This is a genomic window from Mesorhizobium loti CJ3sym, assembly GCF_000472785.1.
GTDB lineage: Bacteria > Pseudomonadota > Alphaproteobacteria > Rhizobiales > Rhizobiaceae > Mesorhizobium > Mesorhizobium loti_E.
Genome location: NZ_AXAL01000001.1, coordinates 516,133 through 535,942 on the forward strand (window position 1 = coordinate 516,133; position 19,810 = coordinate 535,942).

The following is a 19,810-nucleotide window of genomic DNA, read 5'->3' on the forward strand; positions in this document are numbered from 1 at the left end:
GGCGCTTGGCGGACGCTGTCACGGACCCCACGCAAGTAAACAAGACGCGGTGTCGCGCGCCCCGAAGGACGCGCGACCCACAACCTAAGCTGTTGATTTTATCCCGGTATCTTGACCACGATCTCGGTCTGGGTACCGGCTTTTGGCTCGAAGGACGCGGACTTTGTTTTCGCACCGTCGACTTCAAGGGAGATTGTCTTGGTCTTTTTGTCGCGAATGACATGAACCTTGATCTCGGCGCCCAGCATCTTGAGCGTAGCCTGGTAGCCATCCCAGTGGCTGGGTAGTTTGGGCCGGAACGTGATCTGCTTGCCGCGCCGCTCGATGCCGAGGATACCCTCGACCGCCGCGCGATACAGCCAACCGGCCGAGCCGGTGTACCAGGTCCATCCACCGCGCCCGCCCTTGTCGTCTCCGGCATAGATATCGGCCGCGACCACATAGGGTTCGACGCGATATTGCTCGGCCGAAGCCTCGTCGGATGCGTGGTTGACCGGGTTCAGCATCGAGAAGCAGCGATAGGCTTCGTCGGTCAGCCCCATCTCGGCCAGCGCAATGACGAACCATGTCGACGCGTGGGTGTACTGGCCGCCGTTCTCACGCACGCCCGGCGGATAGCTCTTGATGTAGCCGGGGTCCTTGTCGGTCTTCGAGAAGGGTGGCGTGAACAGCTTGACGATCTTGAGCTTGTCGTCGACGAGCATGCTGGTCGCATGCTGCATGGCCGTCGTCGATCGCGCCGGATCGCCCTCGCCCGACAGCACGCTCCATGATTGGGCGATGGAGTCGATCTTGCACTCTTCGGATGTCCGTGACCCCAAAGGCGTGCCGTCGTCGAAACTGCCGCGACGGTACCATTCGCCGTCCCATGCCGTACTCTCAAGCGCCCGCTTGAGCGCCTCGGCATGCTTTGCCCAAGCCTGCGCGTGCTTGGTGTCGCCCTCGGTCTTGGCAACAGTGGCGAAGTCGCCCAGCGTCTTCAGCAGGAACCAACCCAGCCACACGCTCTCGCCCTTGCCGTGGTCGCCGACACGGTTCATGCCGTCGTTCCAGTCGCCGCCAAGGATCAGCGGCAGGCCGGCAGGGCTGCTGCGCTTGATGGCAAGGTCGAGCGCGCGCGCGCAATGTTCGTAGAGCGACACCGTCTTCTTCGAGATTTCGGGGGTGAAGAAGGCATCGTGCTCACCCTCGCCCAGAGCCTGCCCGTCGATGAAGGGCAGTTGCTCCTTCAAGATAGCGGCGTCGCCGGTCACACTGAGATAACGCGCCGTGGCGTGGGCCAGCCAGACCACGTCGTCGGAAATCGTGGTGCGCACACCGGCTCCCGTGCGCGGCAGCCACCAATGCTGCACGTCGCCCTCCGGGAACTGCCGCCGCGCGGCGTTGAGGATCTGGTCACGCGCCAGTGTTGCGTCATGCGCCAGCAAGGCAAGCGTGTCCTGCAGCTGGTCGCGGAAGCCGTATGCACCACTGGCCTGGTAGAAGGCCGAGCGGGCGCGGATGCGGCAGGCAAGGCTCTGATAGGGCAGCCAGTGATTGACCATGGCGTCGAGCCCTTTGTCAGGCGTCTCGACCTGGATGGTGTCGAGGAAACCGCGCCACTCGCGCTCATTGTCGGCCAGGCGCTGGTCGAAATCCTTGCCCCTGTGCGCCTTCACCAGCGCGCTCGCCTGCGCGGCGGAGTCAGCGTCGCCGAGCAGCCAGAGCAGCGTCACGTCGCCGCCGGCCGGGATTTCGACGTCGCGGGCGATCGCCGCACAAGGGTCATCGCCGGCTTCGATGCGACCCGAGAGGGCCGCCCCACTCAGCACCGCCTGCGGCAGCTCGCTGGAGCCATGCCGGCCGAGGAACTCGGAGCGGTCCGATGTCACCGAATGGACATTGGCATCGGCGGCGAGGAAAGCCACGCGCTCGCTGAAATCGAGCCCGTAGGGGTTTTGCGCCAGCAACGCGCCGGTGGCCCCGTCACGGGACGGGACGATGGTCGCTGCGGTGCGCGACCGATGCCCGCCAAGCACCCATTCGGCATAGGCATAGACGCGCAGCCGCGCCGGCACTGAGCCGGAATTCTGGATGCGCAGCCGTGAAATCTTCACCGGATCGATCGGGTCGACGACATGGGTGAGGTCCATCGACAGCGGCCCACGCTTGGCGCGGAAGGTCGAGAAGCCCTGGCCATGCCAGGCTTCGTAGGTCATCGAGGGATCGCGCACCACGGCGGCGATGGGCGAGAACGCCTTGCCGCTGGCCTGATCGTAGATATAGACGCCCTCGCCCGGCCGGTTCGAGACCGGATCATTCGACCACGGCGTCAACTGGTAGTCGCGGCTGTTGCGGCTCCAGGCGAAGGCAGCCCCTTCGGCCGAGGTGTGGAAGCCGAACGAGGCGTTGGAGACGACATTGATCCAGGGCTGCGGCGTGGTGCGCCGGCCGGCCAGACGCACCACATAGTGGCGGCCGTCGCCGTCGAAACCGCCAAAGCCGTTCCATTGGCTGAGGCCAGTGCCATCGGCGCTGGCATCCACCACGGCCTGCGAGGAGAATGCATGCGACGTCGGCGCTGGAATTTCGCGCAACGTCGGCAATCCGGCCGGAACAAGCGCGTCGCGCGCCTGCAAGGCGGCAGCCTCGGCCCGCTCGATCTGATCGAAGATGGTGCCGTTACGCGTATGCAGCACCACCCGCGCGACGGCGAGCAGCGTCTTGTAGGTGGTCTCCTCCATCAGGTCGCGGCGCACCGCGAAAATGTGCTGGCGAGGCCCCAGTTCCTTGCCGCGCAGACGGCTGTTTTCGCACAGCGTCTCGACCGCCCGCTGCAGGTCCTGGACGTAGGACGAGGCCTGCTCGTTGACTACGACGAAGTCGATCATCATGCCGCGGGTGCGCATATATTCCTGGAAGCGCAGCGCCTGGGCAACGATCTCCAGATCGGCGACGTCGCCGATCCTGACCAGGAAGATCGGAAAATCGCCCGAAATGCTGGTTGGCCACAGGCTCGACTGCTTGCCCAGGCCCGAGGCGATGGATTCGGCCGGCAGGCGCAGGAAGGCGTCGGGGTAGATCAGAAAGCGCGCCAGTTTCTGCACATTGGCGGCATCGGTCAGGCTGAGGCCCATATGGCGGGTCTGCACCTGGCTGCGCGTCCAGGCAAGCATGGCCTGGCGGGCAAAGCTCTCCTGGTGGTCGAGCCGGCTGATGGCATCTTCGAGCTCGGCGCGGTTGGCCCCGACCACGGTCCAGAAGGTCAGCGATATCTTCTTGTTGGCGGGCACGCGCACCTGGCGGCGCAACGAGGCGATGGGATCGAGCGTGAAGCCGGAATGGCCGCCGAGTCTCGCGCCCGGATCAAAGGCAGCGGCATCGGCGATGGAGCGGCCACGACCGATGAAGGCGCGCTTGTCGGTCTCTGCCTCCGCATCGCGCGCCGGTCCGGACGGATCGGTGACGAAATGCGCCAGCGTGATATCCGGCTCGCTGGTATCGCGCTTGCGGCGGGTGGCGAAGATCGCGCCGTTGTTGGCGGCGATTTCGGTCTCCACGAACATCTTCGAGAAGGCCGGATGCGCGTTGTCGGAAGCCTCCGTACCCAGCACCAGTTCGGCAAAGGACGTCACCTCGATGTGACGATCGGATGTGCTTTCATTGTAGAGCGTGATGCGACGGCCTTCGCCATTGCCTTCGGAAACGACGATGCATTCAACCTCGGAGCGCAACGTGCCGACCGATTTGACGAAGCTCGCCTTGTCGTCGGAGAACAGGGTCTGCACCTTTTCCTCGGCCGCTCGCTTCGGCTCCGCCGTTGCCGACCACCAGTCTCCCGTGCTGACGTCACGCAGGAATATGTAGGAGCCCAGACGGTCCTCGGTGGGATCCGGCTGCCAGCGGGTGACCGACAGATCGCCCCAGCGGCTGTAGCCGGATCCGGTCGCGGTCACCATCACCGAATAGCGGCCGTTCGACATCACATTGGTCGAACGCAACGCCCGCAGGGGATCGAGCACGATGCGGGTGTCGGGGCTCTCGGTTTCGGTTTCGTCTTTGGCGCGCTCGTCGGCTTCGGTCCTGACGGTCGCGGTCGGGATGTCGCGCGGCGCCCTTTCCTGCAGCAGAAGTTCAGCCGATTCAATGACCGGATCGCTGTGGAAACGGTCGCGCAGGCGACCCTCGAAGATCGCGTCGGCGACCGCAGCGATCGACATGCCCGAATGGTGCGCATAGTAATTCAGCACGACCGCGTGGTTGGTGCCTTCAGGCACGCGCTGCGGCGTGAAATCGACCGCATCGTAGTAGCCGTGAGGGCCAAGCGCACCGACCTCGCGCAGCCGGGCCAGATTCTGCACGGCTTCGCGCGGGTTGAACTGCGCCGCCAGGATAGTGGCATAGGGCGCGATCACCGTGTTCTGGCCAAGGCCGCGCTTCAGCCCCAGCCCAGGCACGCCGAAGTTGGTGTACTGATAGGTCAGTTCCCGGTCACGAGCGTTGTAGGCCGCTTCCGAAATGCCCCACGGCACGTTTTTCTGGCGGCCATACTGGATCTGGCGCTTGATGATCAGCTTGCTCGTCTGGTTGAGGATAGAGCCTTGCGGCTCCTTCATCACCAGTGGCGGCATCAGATACTCGAACATCGAGCCCGACCAGGACATCAGCGCACCCTGGAAACCGATCTCGACAATCGGGCGGCCGAGCCGGAACCAATGCTCGGTCGGCAGGTCGCCCTTGGCGATGGCGAACAGGCTGGTCAGCCGCGCCTCGGAGGCGAGAAGATCGTAGCAGCTTTCGTCGAGCTGGTGTTCCTCGACCCGGTAGCCGATCGACAGCAGCTTGCGCTCCGGCCGCATCAGGAAGGAGAACTCCATCTCAAAGGCGAAGCGGCGCGTGCGCTCGCGCAAGGTCAGCAGCTTGGCGCGCAACGCCTCGACCGCATTGTCGTCGCTGTGGGCGTCGTGGACATGCGCCTCGCACGTGGCTTCCAGCCTCGCCGCCCAGTCGACGATGACGTCGCTCTGGGTCGATGCCGCCTCGGTGTGGATGGCGGTGGCCAGCTTGCGGATCTCGCCCGCCAGCACGGCAAGGTTGATGGTGCGGATCGAGGCCATCTCAGGCTGAGCCTTGATCGTCTCGACGGCACGCCGCATGCCATCCAGGCGATCAACGAGGCGCTGGCGCAAGGGCCGCAACTGGCGGCGATCATCCGGCAACTCATCCAGGCTTTCGCTGAGAATGGTCACCGTGTCGAGAATACCTTCGAAGTCGCCCTGGAGGTGAACGGAAGGTGCTTCCGCCCACTCGGCACAGGCGGCCGCCACCGCCACCAGGTGACCGGCGAGATTGCCGCTGTCGACGGCCGAGATATAGAGTGGATAGAGCGGCTTCAGCGTCGTGGTGTCATACCAGTTGAAGAGATGGCCGCGGTGGCGCGGCATGCTCTCAATGGTGGTCATGGTGGCGTCGATGCGGGTAATGGCATCGGACAGGCTGATCCAGCCGAAATCGCGCGCCGAGACGACCGACAGCAGGTAGACACCGACGTTGGTAGGCGAGGTGCGCGGTGCCACGACCGGTGCCGGGCTTTCCTGGAAATTGTCCGGCGGCAGATTGTGATGCTCTTCCGTGACGAAGCTCTCGAAATAATGCCAGGTGCGTCGTGCCACGGTGCGCAGCGCATGGATGTCGGCCTGCGATATGCGCAGGCGATCCTCGGTTTCGGCCGAGCGGCTGATCCAGCTGGCGATCGCCGGCGAGCCGATCCAGAACAGGGCGAAGAAGAAGGCGACGAAAGCGCCGGTGGAATCGGCCAGCACCGGAATGGCGAGGCCAACGAAGCCGATGATCACGGCGCCGTACATCATGCCGTAATAGGAGCCGACATCATTGTCGCCGGCCTTGTGCGCCTGCGAGGCGGTGCGCCATTCCAGGAGGTTCTGGCGGCTGACGAACAGCCGGTAGAGCGTACGCACAATGGCATCGCCCATCATCCAGGCATTATGCGCCATCAGCACGATCTTCAGCGCCACCATGGCGGTGCCGAAGGCGACGTCGCGCGCCAAGGCCGAGAAATGACCGCGCGGCGTCTGGTCGCCACTCTTGGGCAAGATGGCGTTGACGATGTCGAAGGTCGGCGCCATGAACAGGCTGAGGATCAGCAGGGCCTGCCATTGTGCGGCCTGCGTGAACGGCAGCAAGGTCCAGCCGGCAATCGCCGCCATCACCCAGAAGATCGGCGTCAGCGAGCGACGCAGATTGTCGACCATCTTCCAGCGCGACAAAGCCGGGACACCGGAGCGCGGATCGAGGATATAGCCCAGCAGCTGCCAGTCGCCGCGTGCCCAGCGATGGTGGCGCGAGGCGTCGACCGAATAGCGGGTCGGATAGTCCTCGACCAGTTCGACGTCGGTGACAAGTGCTGCGCGCGCCAGCGCGCCTTCGAGCAGATCGTGGCTGAGGATGGTGTTTTCCTCGATCCGACCCTGCAGGGCGGCCTCGAAGGCGTCGACATGGTAGAGACCCTTGCCGGTGAAGGAGCCGTCGCTGAAGACGTCCTGATAGAGGTCCGACACGGCGAAGACATAGGGGTCGAGGCCGCGATTGGCCGAGAACACGCGCTGGAAGAACGAGGCTTCGTCGCCTGACGTCAGCGAGGCGGTGATGCGCGGCTGCAGGATCGTGTAGCCGGCGGTGACGACGCGTTTGGTGGCGTCGAAATGCGGACGGTTGAGCGGATGGCAGAGCTTGCCGACGAGGCTCGCCACGGCATCGCGGGTGGTGCGCGTATCGGCGTCGAGTGTCATCACATGGACGACTTTTTCCGGCAGCGGCACTTCGAGCGGCAGGAAGGTGGTGTCGCTGTCGCCGCGCAGCAAAAGGTCGAGCTCATGCAGCTTGCCGCGTTTGCGCTCCCAGCCCATCCAGGACCCTTGCGCGGCGTTGAAGAGCCGGCGGCGGTGCAGGATGTAGAAGCGCGGCGCACCTTCAGAGGGATAGCGGGCGTTGAGACGAGCGATCTCGGCGCGGGCATATTCGAGGATTTCGGTGTCGGCCGCATCGATCTCGATCTTGCTGTCTGGCCAATCCGAAAGCAGCGCGAAATGGATCTCGTCCACCAGATTGGCAAGGTAATGCACTTCGATGTTGCGGATGTTTTCCTCGACATCGTCACGCGAACCGATCAGCGACGGCACAACCACCAGCGTGCGCGCCTCGGGCGGCACGCCGTGCCGATAGTCATAGCCGATCAGGCGTGTCGGCTTGAGGAACAGCGAGACCACGGTGTTGAAGAAGGCGAGCGCGCCCTCGCTCGCCGGGACGGCAAACAGCGCCAGCATCAGGACGATCGAGGTTACCGACAGGCCGAGATTGGCCAAGGCATTGCCGGTGAGGACAAGAAGCAGGGCCGTCAACGCGAAGACCGGCAGGACGATGCCAAGCCACCCGGTCTTGGCGAAGGTCCGCTTGACCGTCTGGCTGATAGTGGGCCGATAACCGATCGCCTTTTCCAGTTCCAGCCGGCGCGGGCCGACGAGATAGAAACCGACATCTGTGTGAGCGGACGCGGTTGGCGCAATCCCCTCTTCAGTGCTGCCCGCCCCAGCCTCACCAGTGGCATGACCGGCCAATTCACTGGCCTTTTCGGCGACACGGTATTCCGACAGGTTCGAGCGGCGCGCCAGTTCCTCGATCGCGGTGCGGTATTGGTCACGCGAGAAGAAGTCGAGGGCGGCGAAATCGGTGCGCTCGCGCAGCACGGTGTCGATGCGGCTGACGCCTTCGAACCACACCGTCCAGTCGACATCGTTGATGACGCGCAGGCCGCGGATGATGTTGCCGGTCGTCACATTGCCGCTGGACAGCGTGTGATGCTCGGAGATGATGATCTCCTCGGCATCGGAGCCGGTCTTTTCGAGCTCGCCTTCCAGCCATTCCAGAGCCTTGCCGGCATTCTGCGACCCATCGCGCAAACGATAGAGCAGTTGGGTGGCGAAGGTGGTGTCCTGGGCATGGGCGCCGAAATTGGCCAGGATCACTTGCCGGTCAGCGCTGTCGTCGGTCGCCAGCACCTTGTCGGCCACGTCGTTGGCGATCTGGCGCATCCGGCGGGTGCGGTTGACCCTGACGGCAAGCCGGCGGAGATTTTCGATCAGAACGAAGCGTAGAAGCGAGGGCAGCGCCCAGAGTTCACCGATCTTCAGCGGCTCGACAGACTGAAAACCCTGGACGATGGACTTGAACATGGTCGCGGAGACGGAACTGTCGGAATGCGCCACATAGGTCCAGGCCAACGCCAGGGCGCGCGGCACAGTGCCGCCACCGGGCAGTTTCAGCGTCGGCAGCTGGCGATAGAAGCGGCGCGGCAGGTCGCGCTTGACCTGGAAGATGGTCTCCTCGACCAGATAGTTGTTGTCGAGCAGCCATTGCGCGGCCGGAGTGATCGTTTCACCCTTGGCCTGCGCGGCGTTGGTCGAACGGTAGACTTCGAGGATCTTCTTGGCGCTGTCGCGGATACGAGCCTGGAAATCGAACGGGGTCAGGCCGAAAAGGTCGGTGAGATCGCCTTTTGCCAGGCTTTCGCCGAGCAGCCGGAGGCGTTCCTCCGGCAGGAATGTCGACCTTATCGGCTCTTCCGTGATGGCCGGAAAGCTTGCGCTGGTCTTTTCGATCTGGGCTGGGTTCGTCTGAATATTCATTGAAAATTCCGTAAGCGGGCACACAGCGGCGTCACCGCCACGGCAATGGCCCTAAAACCGGTTCAAATGCAATTGGTTGCATAATCCCACTTGCCGAAAGTTTGTTTCCGCACCACGACAGGGCGTCATCTCTCGGCAAAAATTCCAAGACGAGCACCCCTCTTCCCGTCGAGTTCGATCGGCGGAGAGGATTCGGGCTTTTTCGTGATGCCGGCAAGAGCTTACGCTATATTTCGCCAGCACTGCGATCATGTTTGGAAACAAGCGGTAACCGTTGGCGCGAAGGCTTCAGGCCGAGATGGTTATCCGGATCACGAACAGCGTCGCGTTCAGAGCGGGTTCAACCCGCAGCACAGCAGCATCCGGCCCGAGCAACAGCGTGTCGAGCGGCCCGAGGCGAATGGGCCCGGCCTCCGGGAAAACGGCTTCGCCCTTGTGACAAAGGATGAGGGTCGAACCGACCCCGATCGCGATGTCGACAGGCCGTGAAATCGCCAGGCGCTCGACCGAATGCAACATGCGGCCGCGGCGGGTCATAACGTTGAGGTCGGTGATCGGGCCGGCGATTAGGGCGGCACTGGTGGGCAAATCAGCTGGAAAGGCAAAAGGCGCCGAAACCGGCGTCAGCCGCGCCGGCGGCTGGCCGGCGATATCAAGCACGATCCCCTCGCCTTCCAGCACCGACAGGGTGCGTTCGATGCCGGCAAAGCTGGAGAACGGTCCGCTGCTCCCGACATGCGCCATCGAGACCCGCCAGTCGAACTCGTCGAGGCCGGCGCTGTCAGGCGAGACGGCGATCTCGGTTGTCGTGCCGCCGCCGTTCTTCCAAGGCATGACACGGTAGTCGGCGGCACGAAGGATGCGCATGAGGTCAGCCTATCACCCTAAAATGCCGGGCAGGTTGAGCTGGTGCTCCTTGGCGCATTCAATGGCGATTTCGTAGCCGGCATCGGCGTGGCGCATGACGCCGGTTGCCGGGTCGTTCCACAGCACGCGCTCCAGGCGCCTTGCGGCGTCCGGCGTGCCATCGGCAACAATGACCATGCCGGCATGCTGCGAAAAGCCCATGCCGACGCCGCCGCCATGATGCAGCGACACCCAGGTGGCACCAGACGCAGTATTGAGCAACGCGTTGAGCAGCGGCCAGTCGGAGACGGCATCCGAACCGTCCTTCATCGCTTCCGTCTCACGGTTCGGCGAGGCGACTGAGCCGGAATCAAGGTGATCGCGGCCGATGACGACCGGCGCCTTGAGCTCGCCCTTGGCGACCATCTCGTTGAAGGCGAGGCCCAGCCGGTGGCGATCGCCGAGACCGACCCAGCAGATGCGCGCCGGCAGCCCCTGGAAGGCGATGCGCTCGCGCGCCATGTCGAGCCAATTGTGCAGATGGGTGTTGCCGGGGGTGAGTTCGCGCACCTTGGCGTCGGTCTTGTAGATGTCTTCGGGATCGCCCGAGAGTGCAGCCCAGCGGAACGGCCCGATGCCGCGGCAGAACAGCGGACGGATATAGGCCGGCACAAAGCCCGGGAAAGCAAAGGCGTTCTCAAAACCTTCGTCCTTGGCGACCTGGCGGATGTTGTTGCCGTAATCGAGCGTCGGCACGCCGGCGTTCCAGAACGCCACCATCGCCTCGACATGTTCGCGCATTGAGGCGCGGGCCGCCTTCTCGACCGCCTTGGGATCGCTGACACGCTTCTCGCGCCACTCGGCCATGGTCCAGCCCTTCGGCAGATAGCCGTTGATGGGGTCGTGGGCGGAGGTCTGGTCGGTAACCATATCGGGGCGGATGCCGCGCCTGAACATTTCGGGCACGATCTCGGCCGCATTGCCGAGCAGGCCGACGGACTTCGCCTCGCCGGCCTTGGTCCAGCGTTCGATCATTTCCATCGCTTCGTCGAGCGTCTCGGCCTTTTCGTCGACATAGCGGGTGCGCAGGCGGAAATCGATCGAGTCCGGGTTGCATTCGATGGCGAGACAGCAGGCTCCAGCCATGACTGCAGCCAGCGGCTGGGCGCCGCCCATGCCGCCGAGACCGCCGGTCAGGATCCACTTGCCCTTGAGATTGCCGCCATAATGCTGGCGACCGGCCTCGACGAAGGTTTCATAGGTGCCCTGCACGATGCCTTGCGTGCCGATATAGATCCACGAGCCGGCCGTCATCTGGCCGTACATCATCAGGCCCTTTCTATCGAGCTCATTGAACTTATCCCAGTTGGCCCAGTGCGGCACCAGGTTGGAGTTGGCGATCAGCACGCGCGGCGCATCGGCGTGCGTGCGGAACACGCCGACCGGCTTGCCGGACTGCACCAAAAGGGTCTCGTCCTCACCAAGCGTCTTCAGCGAGGCGACGATGCTGTCAAAATCGTTCCAGGTGCGCGCCGCCCGACCGATGCCGCCATAAACGACCAGTTCGTTGGGGTTTTCGGCAACCTCGGGGTCGAGATTGTTCATCAGCATGCGCAGCGGCGCTTCGGTCGTCCAATAGCGGGCATTGAGCTTGTCGCCGCGCGGCGCACGGACTTCGCGGATGTTGTGGCGAGGATTGTTCATCATTGTCCCTTTCGAATGAGATGCGCGGTGCTGCGAGAGCCTTCGGCGCTGATCCAGGTGACCTGTTCGTGGGCAGGATTGGAGGAATCGATGGTCATGGCGTAGCAGGCCCAGGCATCGGAGGGCGGCCATAGCGAGCAGTATTGGTCGCCACGCACGTCCCAACGGCCGATCTGGTGGCTGTCGCCTCTGGTGTAGCTGGTCGCCCCGCCATCGTCGAAGTCCTGTGACCAGCCATCGCCCTGGACATGGGCACCTTTGAGAGCAGCAAGAATTTCGGGGCCTTTCATGGCCACTTCGGCAGCCGGAGCCGAAATTACCGGAACCGAAAGCAGCCCGAGGGCGAAAAGGAATGTCCTGGCATGTCCGGTCATTGCGTCCTCCCGAAAAATGCCGATCAGCCGTGCGCCCAGGCAATCGCGGTTTTCAGAATGGTCTCAAGCGTCGCGCGGATCGGCGCTGCGAAATCGGCGTCATACGGAACCGGCCAATTGTCCGGCTCACCCTTTTCCTCGGGCTCGCGCATGTATCCGCGGTTGGAGAGCTCCATCTGCAAGGTATGGACACCCTCTTGCGGCTGGCCAAAATGGCGTGTGATCCAGCCGCCCTTGAAGCGGCCGTTGACGACAGAGGTTTCGCCGGTTTCGGCCATGATCTGGCTGACCATTGCCTGCAGATTCGGATCGGCGCTCTTGCCGTCATTGGTGCCGAGATTGAACACCGGGAGCGTGCCTTCGAAGAGGCGCGGCAGCACCGAGCGGATCGAGTGGCAGTCGTAGAGGACGATCTTGTCATGCAGGCCACGCAGCCGGCCGATCTCGGCCTGCAAGGCGGCATGGTACGGCACGAAGAATTGTTCGCGACGCGCGTCGACCTCCGACGGTCCCGGCTCTTCACCTTCGCGGTAGAGCGGATCGCCATCAAAGGTCTCGGTTGGGCATAGGCCGGTCGTCGCCTGGCCGGGATAGAGCGAAGCGCCTGAAGGATCGCGGTTGACGTCGATGACGGTGCGCGAAATCGCGGTGTGGACGACGGTGGCGCCGAGGCTGCCGGCGAAGTCATAGAGTTTATCGATCCACCAGTCGCAATCGCGGCGGCCGAGCCAGGGCGAGACCAGCCGGTTTTCGAGGCCGGCAAGGTCGATGCCGGTGTGCGGGATCGACACCAGCAGGGGTGCTGTGCCTTGGCTAATGGTGAGCCAGGGTGTGGCGGCCATCACGCCACTCCCGAAATCGACGGCAGCGCGACTGCTCCGGCAGCCCTGATGGTTGCGCCACTGCGCACCATGGCGATTGCCTTCTCCATGTCAGGGTGGAAGTGCCGGTCATTGTCGAGATGCGGCACTTCGGCCCGGACCAGCTTGCGCACGGCCTCCAGCGCGTTGCTTGATGCCAGCGGCTGATGGAAATCGCAGCCTTGCGCCGCAGCCAGGAGTTCGATGCCGATCACCGCCGTTGCATTCTCGACCATGCCGATCAGCCGGCGCGCACCGTGCGCGGCCATCGAAACATGGTCTTCCTGATTGGCCGAGGTCGGGATGGAATCAACTGATGCCGGATAGGCCTTCTGCTTGTTTTCCGAAACGAGTGCGGCCGCTGTCACCTGCGGGATCATGAAGCCGGAGTTCAGCCCGGGCTTGGGCGTCAGGAAAGCCGGCATGCCTGACAGAGCGGGGTCGACCAGCATGGCGATGCGGCGCTCCGACAGCGAGCCGATCTCGCAGACGGCAAGTGCGATCATGTCGGCGGCGAAAGCCACCGGCTCGGCGTGGAAATTGCCGCCGGAAAGTGCAGTGTCGTCCTCGGCGAAGATCAGCGGATTGTCGGTGACGCCATTGGCTTCGGTGCCGAGCGTGTCGGCCGCCTGGCGCAGCACGGTGAGTGCCGCGCCCATGACCTGCGGCTGGCAGCGCAGACAATACGGATCCTGCACGCGTTCGTCACCGACGCGGTGCGATTCACGGATGGCACTGCCGGCCATCAGATTGCGCAGCGCATCCGCAGTCTCGATCTGGCCAGGGTGCTTTCTCAGCATATGTATGCGCGGATCGAACGGCGCGTCGGAACCCTTGGCGGCATCGGTCGACAGGGCACCGGCGACGAGCGCCGACTGGTAAAGCACTTCGGCCTCGAACAAAGCGGCCAGTGCATAGGCGGTCGAAAACTGGGTGCCATTGAGCAGCGCAAGGCCTTCCTTGGCACCCAGTGTCACCGGCTCGAGGCCATGCGAAACGAAGGCGACCTTGGCCGGGACGCGGCCATGCGGCGTAAAACATTCGCCGACGCCGATCATCACCGCCGTCATGTGAGACAGCGGGGCAAGATCACCGGAAGCGCCAACGGAGCCCTGCGCTGGCACCACGGGGATGACGTCGTTGGCGAGCATCGCTTCGAGCAACTCGATGGTTTGCGAGCGCACTCCGGAGGCGCCCTGCGCCAGGCTGGCAAGTTTCAGCGCCATCATCAGGCGAGCGATGGCAACCGGCATCGGCTCGCCGACGCCGGCGGCATGCGACAGCACGATGTTGCGCTGCAAGGTCTCGAGATCCTCGGCCGGGATGCGCACGCTGGCGAGTTTGCCGAAACCGGTGTTGATGCCGTAGACTGGTTCGCCCTTGGCGACGATCCTGGCGACAGCCTCGGCGCTCGCCTTGATCTTCGGACGGCAGGCATCATCGAGTTTCGGCACGGCGCCACGGTAGATGGCGCGCCAGTCTGCCAGCGTCGCATTGCCGGGCTTCAGGGTCAGTTCGGTCATTGTCCTCTCCAGATGCGGGCATGGAGCGGATTGAAGCCCATGCGGTAAACGAGTTCGGCGGGGCGCTCTATGTCCCAGATCGCCAGGTCGGCGGATTTGCCGGCTTCCAGTGTGCCGGCCTTGTCGAGAAGGCCAAGCGCACGCGCGGCCTCGCGGGTGACGCCGGCGAGGCATTCATCGACGGTCAAGCCAAAGAGGGTCGCGGCCATATTCATGGTGAGCAACAGCGAGGTGAGCGGCGAAGTGCCGGGATTGCTGTCCGTCGCCACCGCCATCTTCACACCATGGCGGCGGAACAAGTCGACAGGCGGCTTCTTGGTTTCGCGAATGAAGTAGTAGGCGCCGGGCAGGATGGTCGCCACCGTGCCGGCCTTTGCCATGGCGGCAGCGCCCGCCTCGTCCGTGTATTCGAGATGGTCGGCGGACAGCGCGCCATAGCTGGCGGCAAGCGCGGCGCCGTGCAGGTTGGACAGTTGGTCGGCGTGAAGCTTGACCGGCAGACCCAAGGCCTTGGCGGCATCGAAAACGCGCGCCATCTGCTCCGGCGAGAACGCTATGCCTTCACAAAAACCGTCGACCGCATCGGCCAGTCCTTCGGCGGCAACCGCCGGAACAATCTGCTTGGCGACGAGATCGATGAACGCGTCCTTGTCACCCTTGGCTTCAGGCGGCAGAGCGTGTGCGGCGAGGCAGGTCGTGCGGACGGTGACGGGACGCTCATTGGCCAGCCGACGGGCGGCACGCAGCGACTTCTTCTCATTGTCGAGATCGAGGCCATAGCCCGACTTCACCTCAACGGTAGTGACACCTTCGGCGATCAGCGCATCGAGGCGCGGCAGCGTCTGGGCGACGAGCTCATCCTCGTTTGCCGCGCGCAGCGACTTGACCGAGGAAACAATACCGCCACCAGCGCGGGCCACTTCTTCATAGGTGGCGCCGGCCAGCCGCATCTCGAATTCGTTGGCGCGGTTGCCGGCATAGACAAGATGGGTGTGGCAGTCGATCAGGCCGGGCGTCATCCAGCGGCCCTCGCAATCGACGGTCTCGGCGCCCTGCCCTGCCAAAGCCGGCATGTCCGCTTCGGCGCCGGCATAGACGATAAGCCCGTCGCGGGCAGCAACGGCGCCCTTCTCGACGACGCCGAGGCCCGCCGCGCCGTCGGCCATGGTCGCCAGCCGCGCATTGCGCCACAGACGAAAGCCGCTCTTCCCGTTTGCTCCAACCATCATCTTTTCCATTTGAAAGGATGACAATTATGTATATACATATTGAAACGCGACGCAAGTGGTATCGTCGCTCGAGCATGCAGATTTGGAGACGCATATGACGGCAATGTTTGCGGAACAGGCACTGCTGCCCGAGGGCTGGCAAGGCAATGTCAGGATCGCGCTCGACGGAGGCCGAATCGCCGCCGTCGAAGCGGGCGCAGTTCCGCAGGCCGGCGACGAACGCCATGCCATTCTTGTGCCCGGCATGCCTAATCTGCACAGCCACGCGTTCCAGCGCGGCATGGCGGGATTGGCCGAGCTTCGCGGCCCGTCAGCCGACAGTTTCTGGAGCTGGCGCGAGGTGATGTACCGCTTCGCGCTGTCGATGACGCCGGACCAGGTCGAGGCGGTGGCCGCGCAGCTCTATGTCGAGATGCTGGAAGCCGGCTTCTCACGCGTCGGCGAATTCCACTATCTGCATCACGACCGTGACGGGAAACCCTACGCCAACCTAGCCGAGATGGCCGAGCGCATCGCGGCGGCCGCCGGCGAAACCGGCATCGGCCTGACACTGCTGCCTGTGTTTTACGCGCATTCCTCTTTCGGGGGCGCTGCGCCGAACGAAGGCCAGCGCCGATTCATCAACGATGTGAATCGGTTCTCCCGGCTTGTTGAGAAAAGCCGCGAATCGGTTCGCGCGTTGAATCAGGCCGTCGTCGGTGTCGCGCCGCACAGCCTGCGCGCCGCGACGCCAGAGGAACTGACCCAAATTGCCGCTTTGGCGCCGAATGCACCGATCCACATCCATGTCGCCGAGCAGGTGAAGGAGGTCGAGGACTGCCTTGCCTGGTCAGGCGCGCGCCCGGTCGAATTCTTGCTGGCCAACGCTGAGGTCGACCAGCGCTGGTGCCTGATCCACGCCACCCACATGACCGATGCGGAAACCGTAGGGATGGCCAAGAGCGGCGCTATCGCCGGCCTTTGCCCGATCACCGAGGCCAATCTCGGCGACGGCACATTTGCCGCGCCGTTGTTCGGGGAGCATGGCGGCCGCTTCGGTGTCGGTTCCGATTCCAATGTGCTGATTGGCCTGCCCGACGAATTGCGCCAGCTCGAATATTCGCAACGCCTCGCCCACCGCGCCCGCAATGTGCTGGCGGTGGCCGGTGGTTCGACCGGGCGCGCGCTGTTCGATGCGGCACTCGACGGCGGCAGTGTCGCGCTCGGCGCCGGCGCCTCGCGGATTGCCGTCGGTGCGGCCGCCGATCTGGTCTCGCTCGACGCCAGCAGCCCCTCGCTGGCCGGCAAGACCGGCGACGCGATCCTCGACGCCTGGATCTTCGCCAATGGCAGCAAGGTCGACTGCGTCTGGGTGCATGGGCAAAAACAGGTCAGCGGCGGCCGGCATGCCAGGCGTGAAGCCATCGCCGAACGGTTTCGCACTGTGATGATGGCGCTGTCGGCATGAGCACGGCCGAGGCAGTTGATGCTGACAGCGTCGGCTCGCTGCACCAGCGCATCCTGTCCGACATCAGCGAAAAAATCCTGTCCGGCGCCTGGGCGCCCGGCCATCGCATCCCGTTCGAGCACGAGTTGACGACCGAGTATAGTTGCTCGCGCATGACGGTGAACAAGGCACTGTCGCAGCTGGCCAAGGCCGGACTGATCGAACGCCGCCGCCGCTCTGGTAGCTTCGTGCGCCAGCCGCAGTCGCAAGCAGCCGTGCTGGAGCTTCACGACATCAGGATCGAGGTCGAAGCGCTTGGCCTGCTTTATCGCTACAAGCGGCTGGAGCGACTGAAGCGGCGCAGCAACGCAGACGACAGAGCGCTGCTCGGGCTGTCCGCCGCAGGGTCATTGCTATGGGTCGAAGGCCTGCATTTTGCCGGCGAACGGCCATTCGCACTCGAGCAGCGCCTGATCAATCTTTCGGCGGTTCCGGAAGCCGGAGACGAAGAGTTCCGGGAAATCGCCGCCGGGCCCTGGCTGATTGGCCGCGTGCCGTGGAGCGAGGCCGAACACCGCATCCGTGCCATGGCCGCCGATGAGACAATTGCCGATGCGCTCGACATCGATCCCGGCGCGCCCTGCCTGGTGGTCGAGCGCCGCACCTGGAGTGCGGAGCATCCGGTGACGCATGTCCGGTTTGTCTATCCGGCGGAAAGCCACACGCTGGTGGCAAGGTTCACGCCGTCGCAGGGGTAGCGCCTTTTCACCCTCCCCCTTGTGGGGAGGGTCGGTGAGCCAACGTTGCGAAGCAAGGTTGGCGAGACGGGGTGGGGGGCGGCGCCGACCCCCGCCCCGCTGCTCCGCAGCGACCCTCCCACAAGGGGAGGGTGAAAGCTCAGATCGCCGCCGTGACAATAATCTCGACCAGATATTCCGGACCAGCCAACTTGGCTTCGCCTGTGGCGCGGGCCGGCGTGTTGCCCTGCGGCACCCACTTGTCCCATTCCGAATTCATCTCGGCGAAGGTGCCCATGTCGGCCAGCCAGATGATCGCCTGAACGATCTTGGTCTTGTCGGTGCCGGCCTTGGCCAGCAATTCGTCGATGGTCGCCAGAATATCACGGGTCTGCGAGGCGACGTTGCCGCCGGGCTCGCCGACCTGGCCGGCCAGATAGACGGTGTTGCCGTGTATGACGATCTGGCTCATGCGCGGGCCAACATCGATGCGACGAATGCTCATGGGAGGTTCCTTCCTGTTATGGGTGGCGACTGTTTAGAGTTGGCGTGGGCTTCGGGCAAGGCCGCCCGGGCCAAATCTCCTTGGACCAGTGAGAGACGAGATTCACGGCAAGTTGAGCCGCCGGTCGCAATTCCGCCCGATTGGCTTGTTGACTAATGTAATAACATCACATATCCAATCGACCCCTGCCCGCGGCCGGATTTCGCTGCCCCACGGAACGACATGACCCAGACCTGCCTGACATTCCGTGACCTGACGCTGGGCTACAGCAGCCACCCGGCGATCCATCACCTCGACGGCACGATCCGCAAGGGTTCGCTGACGGCCGTGGTCGGCGCCAACGGCTCCGGCAAATCGACACTGATGAAGGGTATCGTCGGCGTGCTGAAGCCGATGGCCGGCGAGGTTGTTCGCGCCCCGGGCGTACGAGCAGCCTATCTTCCGCAGCAATCGGAGCTCGACCGCTCCTTCCCGGCGCGCGTCGTCGATCTGGTTTCGCTTGGCCTGTGGCCAAAGCGCGGCATGCTTGGCCGCTACACATCAGAGGATCGCGCGGCGGTCAGCCAGGCGCTGATGGCGGTCGGCCTCGGCGGCTTCGAGAAGCGACCGATCGACACGCTGTCGGGCGGCCAGCTACAACGCACGCTGTTTGCCCGCGTTCTGTTGCAGGATGCCGACCTCATCCTGCTCGACGAACCATTCAACGCCGTCGATGCCAAGACGGTTGGCGACCTGATCGCCCTGATCAAGCGCTGGCATGGCGAGGAACGCACCATCATGGTCGTCGTCCATGACCTCGATCTCGTGCGCCAGAATTTTCCGGAGACGTTGCTCCTAGCCCGCCAGCCGATCGCCTGGGGTGAGACGCGGGAGACGCTGAAGCCCGAAAACCTGTTACGCGCCCGCCGTTTTCATGAGGCCTGGGAAGAGAACGCGCCATGGTGCGAGCCCGACGAGAACGCTCATGGGCACGACCATCATGACCATGCTCACGGGCACGATCATGACCATCACCATGGCGCTGGGCCGAGAGCTGCCTGATGGATACGCTTTACGGCCTTTTCATCGCACCCTTTGCCGATTTCGGCTTCATGCAGCGGGCGCTGTTCGGCTCGCTGATGCTGTCGCTCGGCGCCTGCCCGATCGGCGTCTTCCTGATGCTGCGGCGCATGAGCCTGTCCGGCGATGCCATGGCGCATGCCATCCTGCCCGGTGCGGCCGCCGGCTTCCTGTTCTATGGGCTGGAAATCCTGCCGATGACCATTGGCGGCCTGATTGCCGGCATCATCGTGGCGCTCGGCGCCGGGGCTGTCTCGCGCTTCACCATCCAGCGCGAGGATGCCTCGATGGCGGCCTTTTACCTGATCTCGCTCGCCATCGGCGTGCTGATGGTGTCGATCCGCGGCTCCAGCGTAGATCTCATGCATGTGCTGTTCGGCACAGTGCTGGCACTCAACAACGAGGCACTGATCCTGATTGGCGGCATTGTCGCGATAACGCTGGTCAGCCTCGCCATCTTCTGGCGGGCACTGGTCGCCGAATGCCTCGATCCGCTGTTCCTGCGCTCGGTCAGCAAGATGGGCAGCCCGGTGCATTTCATCTTCCTTGGCCTCGTCGTGCTCAATCTCGTCGGCGGCTTCCAGGCGCTCGGCACACTGCTATCGGTCGGACTGATGATGCTGCCGGCGGCAGCAGCCCGCTTCTGGACCGCACGCGTCGAGCCGATGTGCGTGCTCGCCGTGCTGATCGGTTTCGCTTCCTGCATCGCCGGGCTGCTGTTGTCCTATCACGCCTCGCTGCCGTCCGGCCCGGCTATCATCCTGTCGGCCGGCGTCGTCTATTTCGCCTCGATCCTGCTCGGCACGCGCGGCATTCTGCGCGCCCGCATCATCCACCACCGTCACAGAACGGCCTGATCCCCTAAA

Annotated in this window: 12 protein-coding genes; 4 read left to right on the forward strand and 8 right to left on the reverse strand. The window is 64.1% G+C overall.

The features are described from left to right. Positions 1-98: 98 nt before the first annotated feature. From A3A9_RS0102920 to hutI, 7 genes are all read right to left on the reverse strand, one after another. Complete coding sequence (locus A3A9_RS0102920; RefSeq protein WP_027057423.1) at positions 99-8,681, reverse strand: GH36-type glycosyl hydrolase domain-containing protein; 8,583 nt, start codon at positions 8,679-8,681, stop codon at positions 99-101. A 288-nt stretch (positions 8,682-8,969) separates the two neighbouring features. Beyond that, entirely contained in the window at positions 8,970-9,548 is a 579-nt protein-coding gene (locus A3A9_RS0102925) for a HutD/Ves family protein (protein ID WP_027057424.1), read from the reverse strand. Positions 9,549-9,560: 12 nt separating this feature from the next. Further along, positions 9,561-11,231 (reverse strand): urocanate hydratase, encoded by a 1,671-nt coding sequence (hutU, locus tag A3A9_RS0102930; RefSeq protein WP_027057425.1) that lies wholly within the window; start codon positions 11,229-11,231, stop codon positions 9,561-9,563. After that, complete coding sequence (locus A3A9_RS38225; protein ID WP_033838284.1) at positions 11,231-11,605, reverse strand: hypothetical protein; 375 nt, start codon at positions 11,603-11,605, stop codon at positions 11,231-11,233. Before A3A9_RS38225 ends, hutU begins: the two co-directional genes overlap by 1 nt. Before the next feature lie 23 nt (positions 11,606-11,628). Beyond that, positions 11,629-12,447, reverse strand: a complete 819-nt coding sequence (gene hutG, locus A3A9_RS0102940; protein ID WP_033838285.1) for an N-formylglutamate deformylase — start codon at positions 12,445-12,447, stop codon at positions 11,629-11,631. After that, entirely contained in the window at positions 12,447-13,988 is a 1,542-nt protein-coding gene (gene hutH / locus A3A9_RS0102945) for a histidine ammonia-lyase (RefSeq protein WP_027057427.1), read from the reverse strand. The genes hutG and hutH overlap by 1 nt, the downstream gene beginning before the upstream one ends. After that, a complete protein-coding gene (gene hutI, locus A3A9_RS0102950) occupies positions 13,985-15,214 on the reverse strand; it encodes an imidazolonepropionase (protein ID WP_161634472.1) in 1,230 nt (409 codons plus the stop codon). Before hutI ends, hutH begins: the two co-directional genes overlap by 4 nt. Positions 15,215-15,311: 97 nt before the next feature. Here hutI and A3A9_RS0102955 point away from each other — a divergent pair, with 97 nt between their 5' ends. Then, positions 15,312-16,664, forward strand: a complete 1,353-nt coding sequence (locus A3A9_RS0102955; protein WP_027057429.1) for a formimidoylglutamate deiminase — start codon at positions 15,312-15,314, stop codon at positions 16,662-16,664. After that, the gene (hutC, locus tag A3A9_RS0102960) at positions 16,661-17,401 is read left to right on the forward strand and encodes a histidine utilization repressor (RefSeq protein WP_027057430.1); all 741 of its coding nucleotides are present in this window, start codon (positions 16,661-16,663) and stop codon (positions 17,399-17,401) included. The genes A3A9_RS0102955 and hutC overlap by 4 nt, the downstream gene beginning before the upstream one ends. 139 nt (positions 17,402-17,540) lie before the next feature. Here the strand turns inward: hutC and A3A9_RS0102965 are convergent, their stop codons facing one another. Beyond that, positions 17,541-17,885, reverse strand: a complete 345-nt coding sequence (locus A3A9_RS0102965) for a RidA family protein (RefSeq protein WP_027057431.1) — start codon at positions 17,883-17,885, stop codon at positions 17,541-17,543. A 222-nt stretch (positions 17,886-18,107) separates the two neighbouring features. Between A3A9_RS0102965 and aztA the strand changes: the two genes are divergently transcribed. Beyond that, entirely contained in the window at positions 18,108-18,926 is an 819-nt protein-coding gene (aztA, locus tag A3A9_RS0102970) for a zinc ABC transporter ATP-binding protein AztA (protein WP_027057432.1), read from the forward strand. Then, complete coding sequence (gene aztB, locus A3A9_RS0102975) at positions 18,926-19,801, forward strand: zinc ABC transporter permease AztB (protein WP_027057433.1); 876 nt, start codon at positions 18,926-18,928, stop codon at positions 19,799-19,801. Before aztA ends, aztB begins: the two co-directional genes overlap by 1 nt. The last annotated feature ends 9 nt before the right edge of the window (positions 19,802-19,810 follow it).

Bases quoted from the DNA above. Each gene is read 5' to 3' on its own strand.
- hutG (WP_033838285.1), bottom strand. From the start codon at position 12,447: ATGGCCGCCACACCCTGGCTCACCATTAGCCAAGGCACAGCACCCCTG.
- A3A9_RS38225 (WP_033838284.1), bottom strand. From the start codon at position 11,605: ATGACCGGACATGCCAGGACATTCCTTTTCGCCCTCGGGCTGCTTTCG.
- hutI (WP_161634472.1), bottom strand. From the start codon at position 15,214: ATGGTTGGAGCAAACGGGAAGAGCGGCTTTCGTCTGTGGCGCAATGCG.
- A3A9_RS0102965 (WP_027057431.1), bottom strand. From the start codon at position 17,885: ATGAGCATTCGTCGCATCGATGTTGGCCCGCGCATGAGCCAGATCGTC.
- hutH (WP_027057427.1), bottom strand. From the start codon at position 13,988: ATGACCGAACTGACCCTGAAGCCCGGCAATGCGACGCTGGCAGACTGG.
- A3A9_RS0102920 (WP_027057423.1), bottom strand. From the start codon at position 8,681: ATGAATATTCAGACGAACCCAGCCCAGATCGAAAAGACCAGCGCAAGC.
- aztA (WP_027057432.1), top strand. From the start codon at position 18,108: ATGACCCAGACCTGCCTGACATTCCGTGACCTGACGCTGGGCTACAGC.
- A3A9_RS0102925 (WP_027057424.1), bottom strand. From the start codon at position 9,548: ATGCGCATCCTTCGTGCCGCCGACTACCGTGTCATGCCTTGGAAGAAC.
- aztB (WP_027057433.1), top strand. From the start codon at position 18,926: ATGGATACGCTTTACGGCCTTTTCATCGCACCCTTTGCCGATTTCGGC.
- hutC (WP_027057430.1), top strand. From the start codon at position 16,661: ATGAGCACGGCCGAGGCAGTTGATGCTGACAGCGTCGGCTCGCTGCAC.
- hutU (WP_027057425.1), bottom strand. From the start codon at position 11,231: ATGAACAATCCTCGCCACAACATCCGCGAAGTCCGTGCGCCGCGCGGC.
- A3A9_RS0102955 (WP_027057429.1), top strand. From the start codon at position 15,312: ATGACGGCAATGTTTGCGGAACAGGCACTGCTGCCCGAGGGCTGGCAA.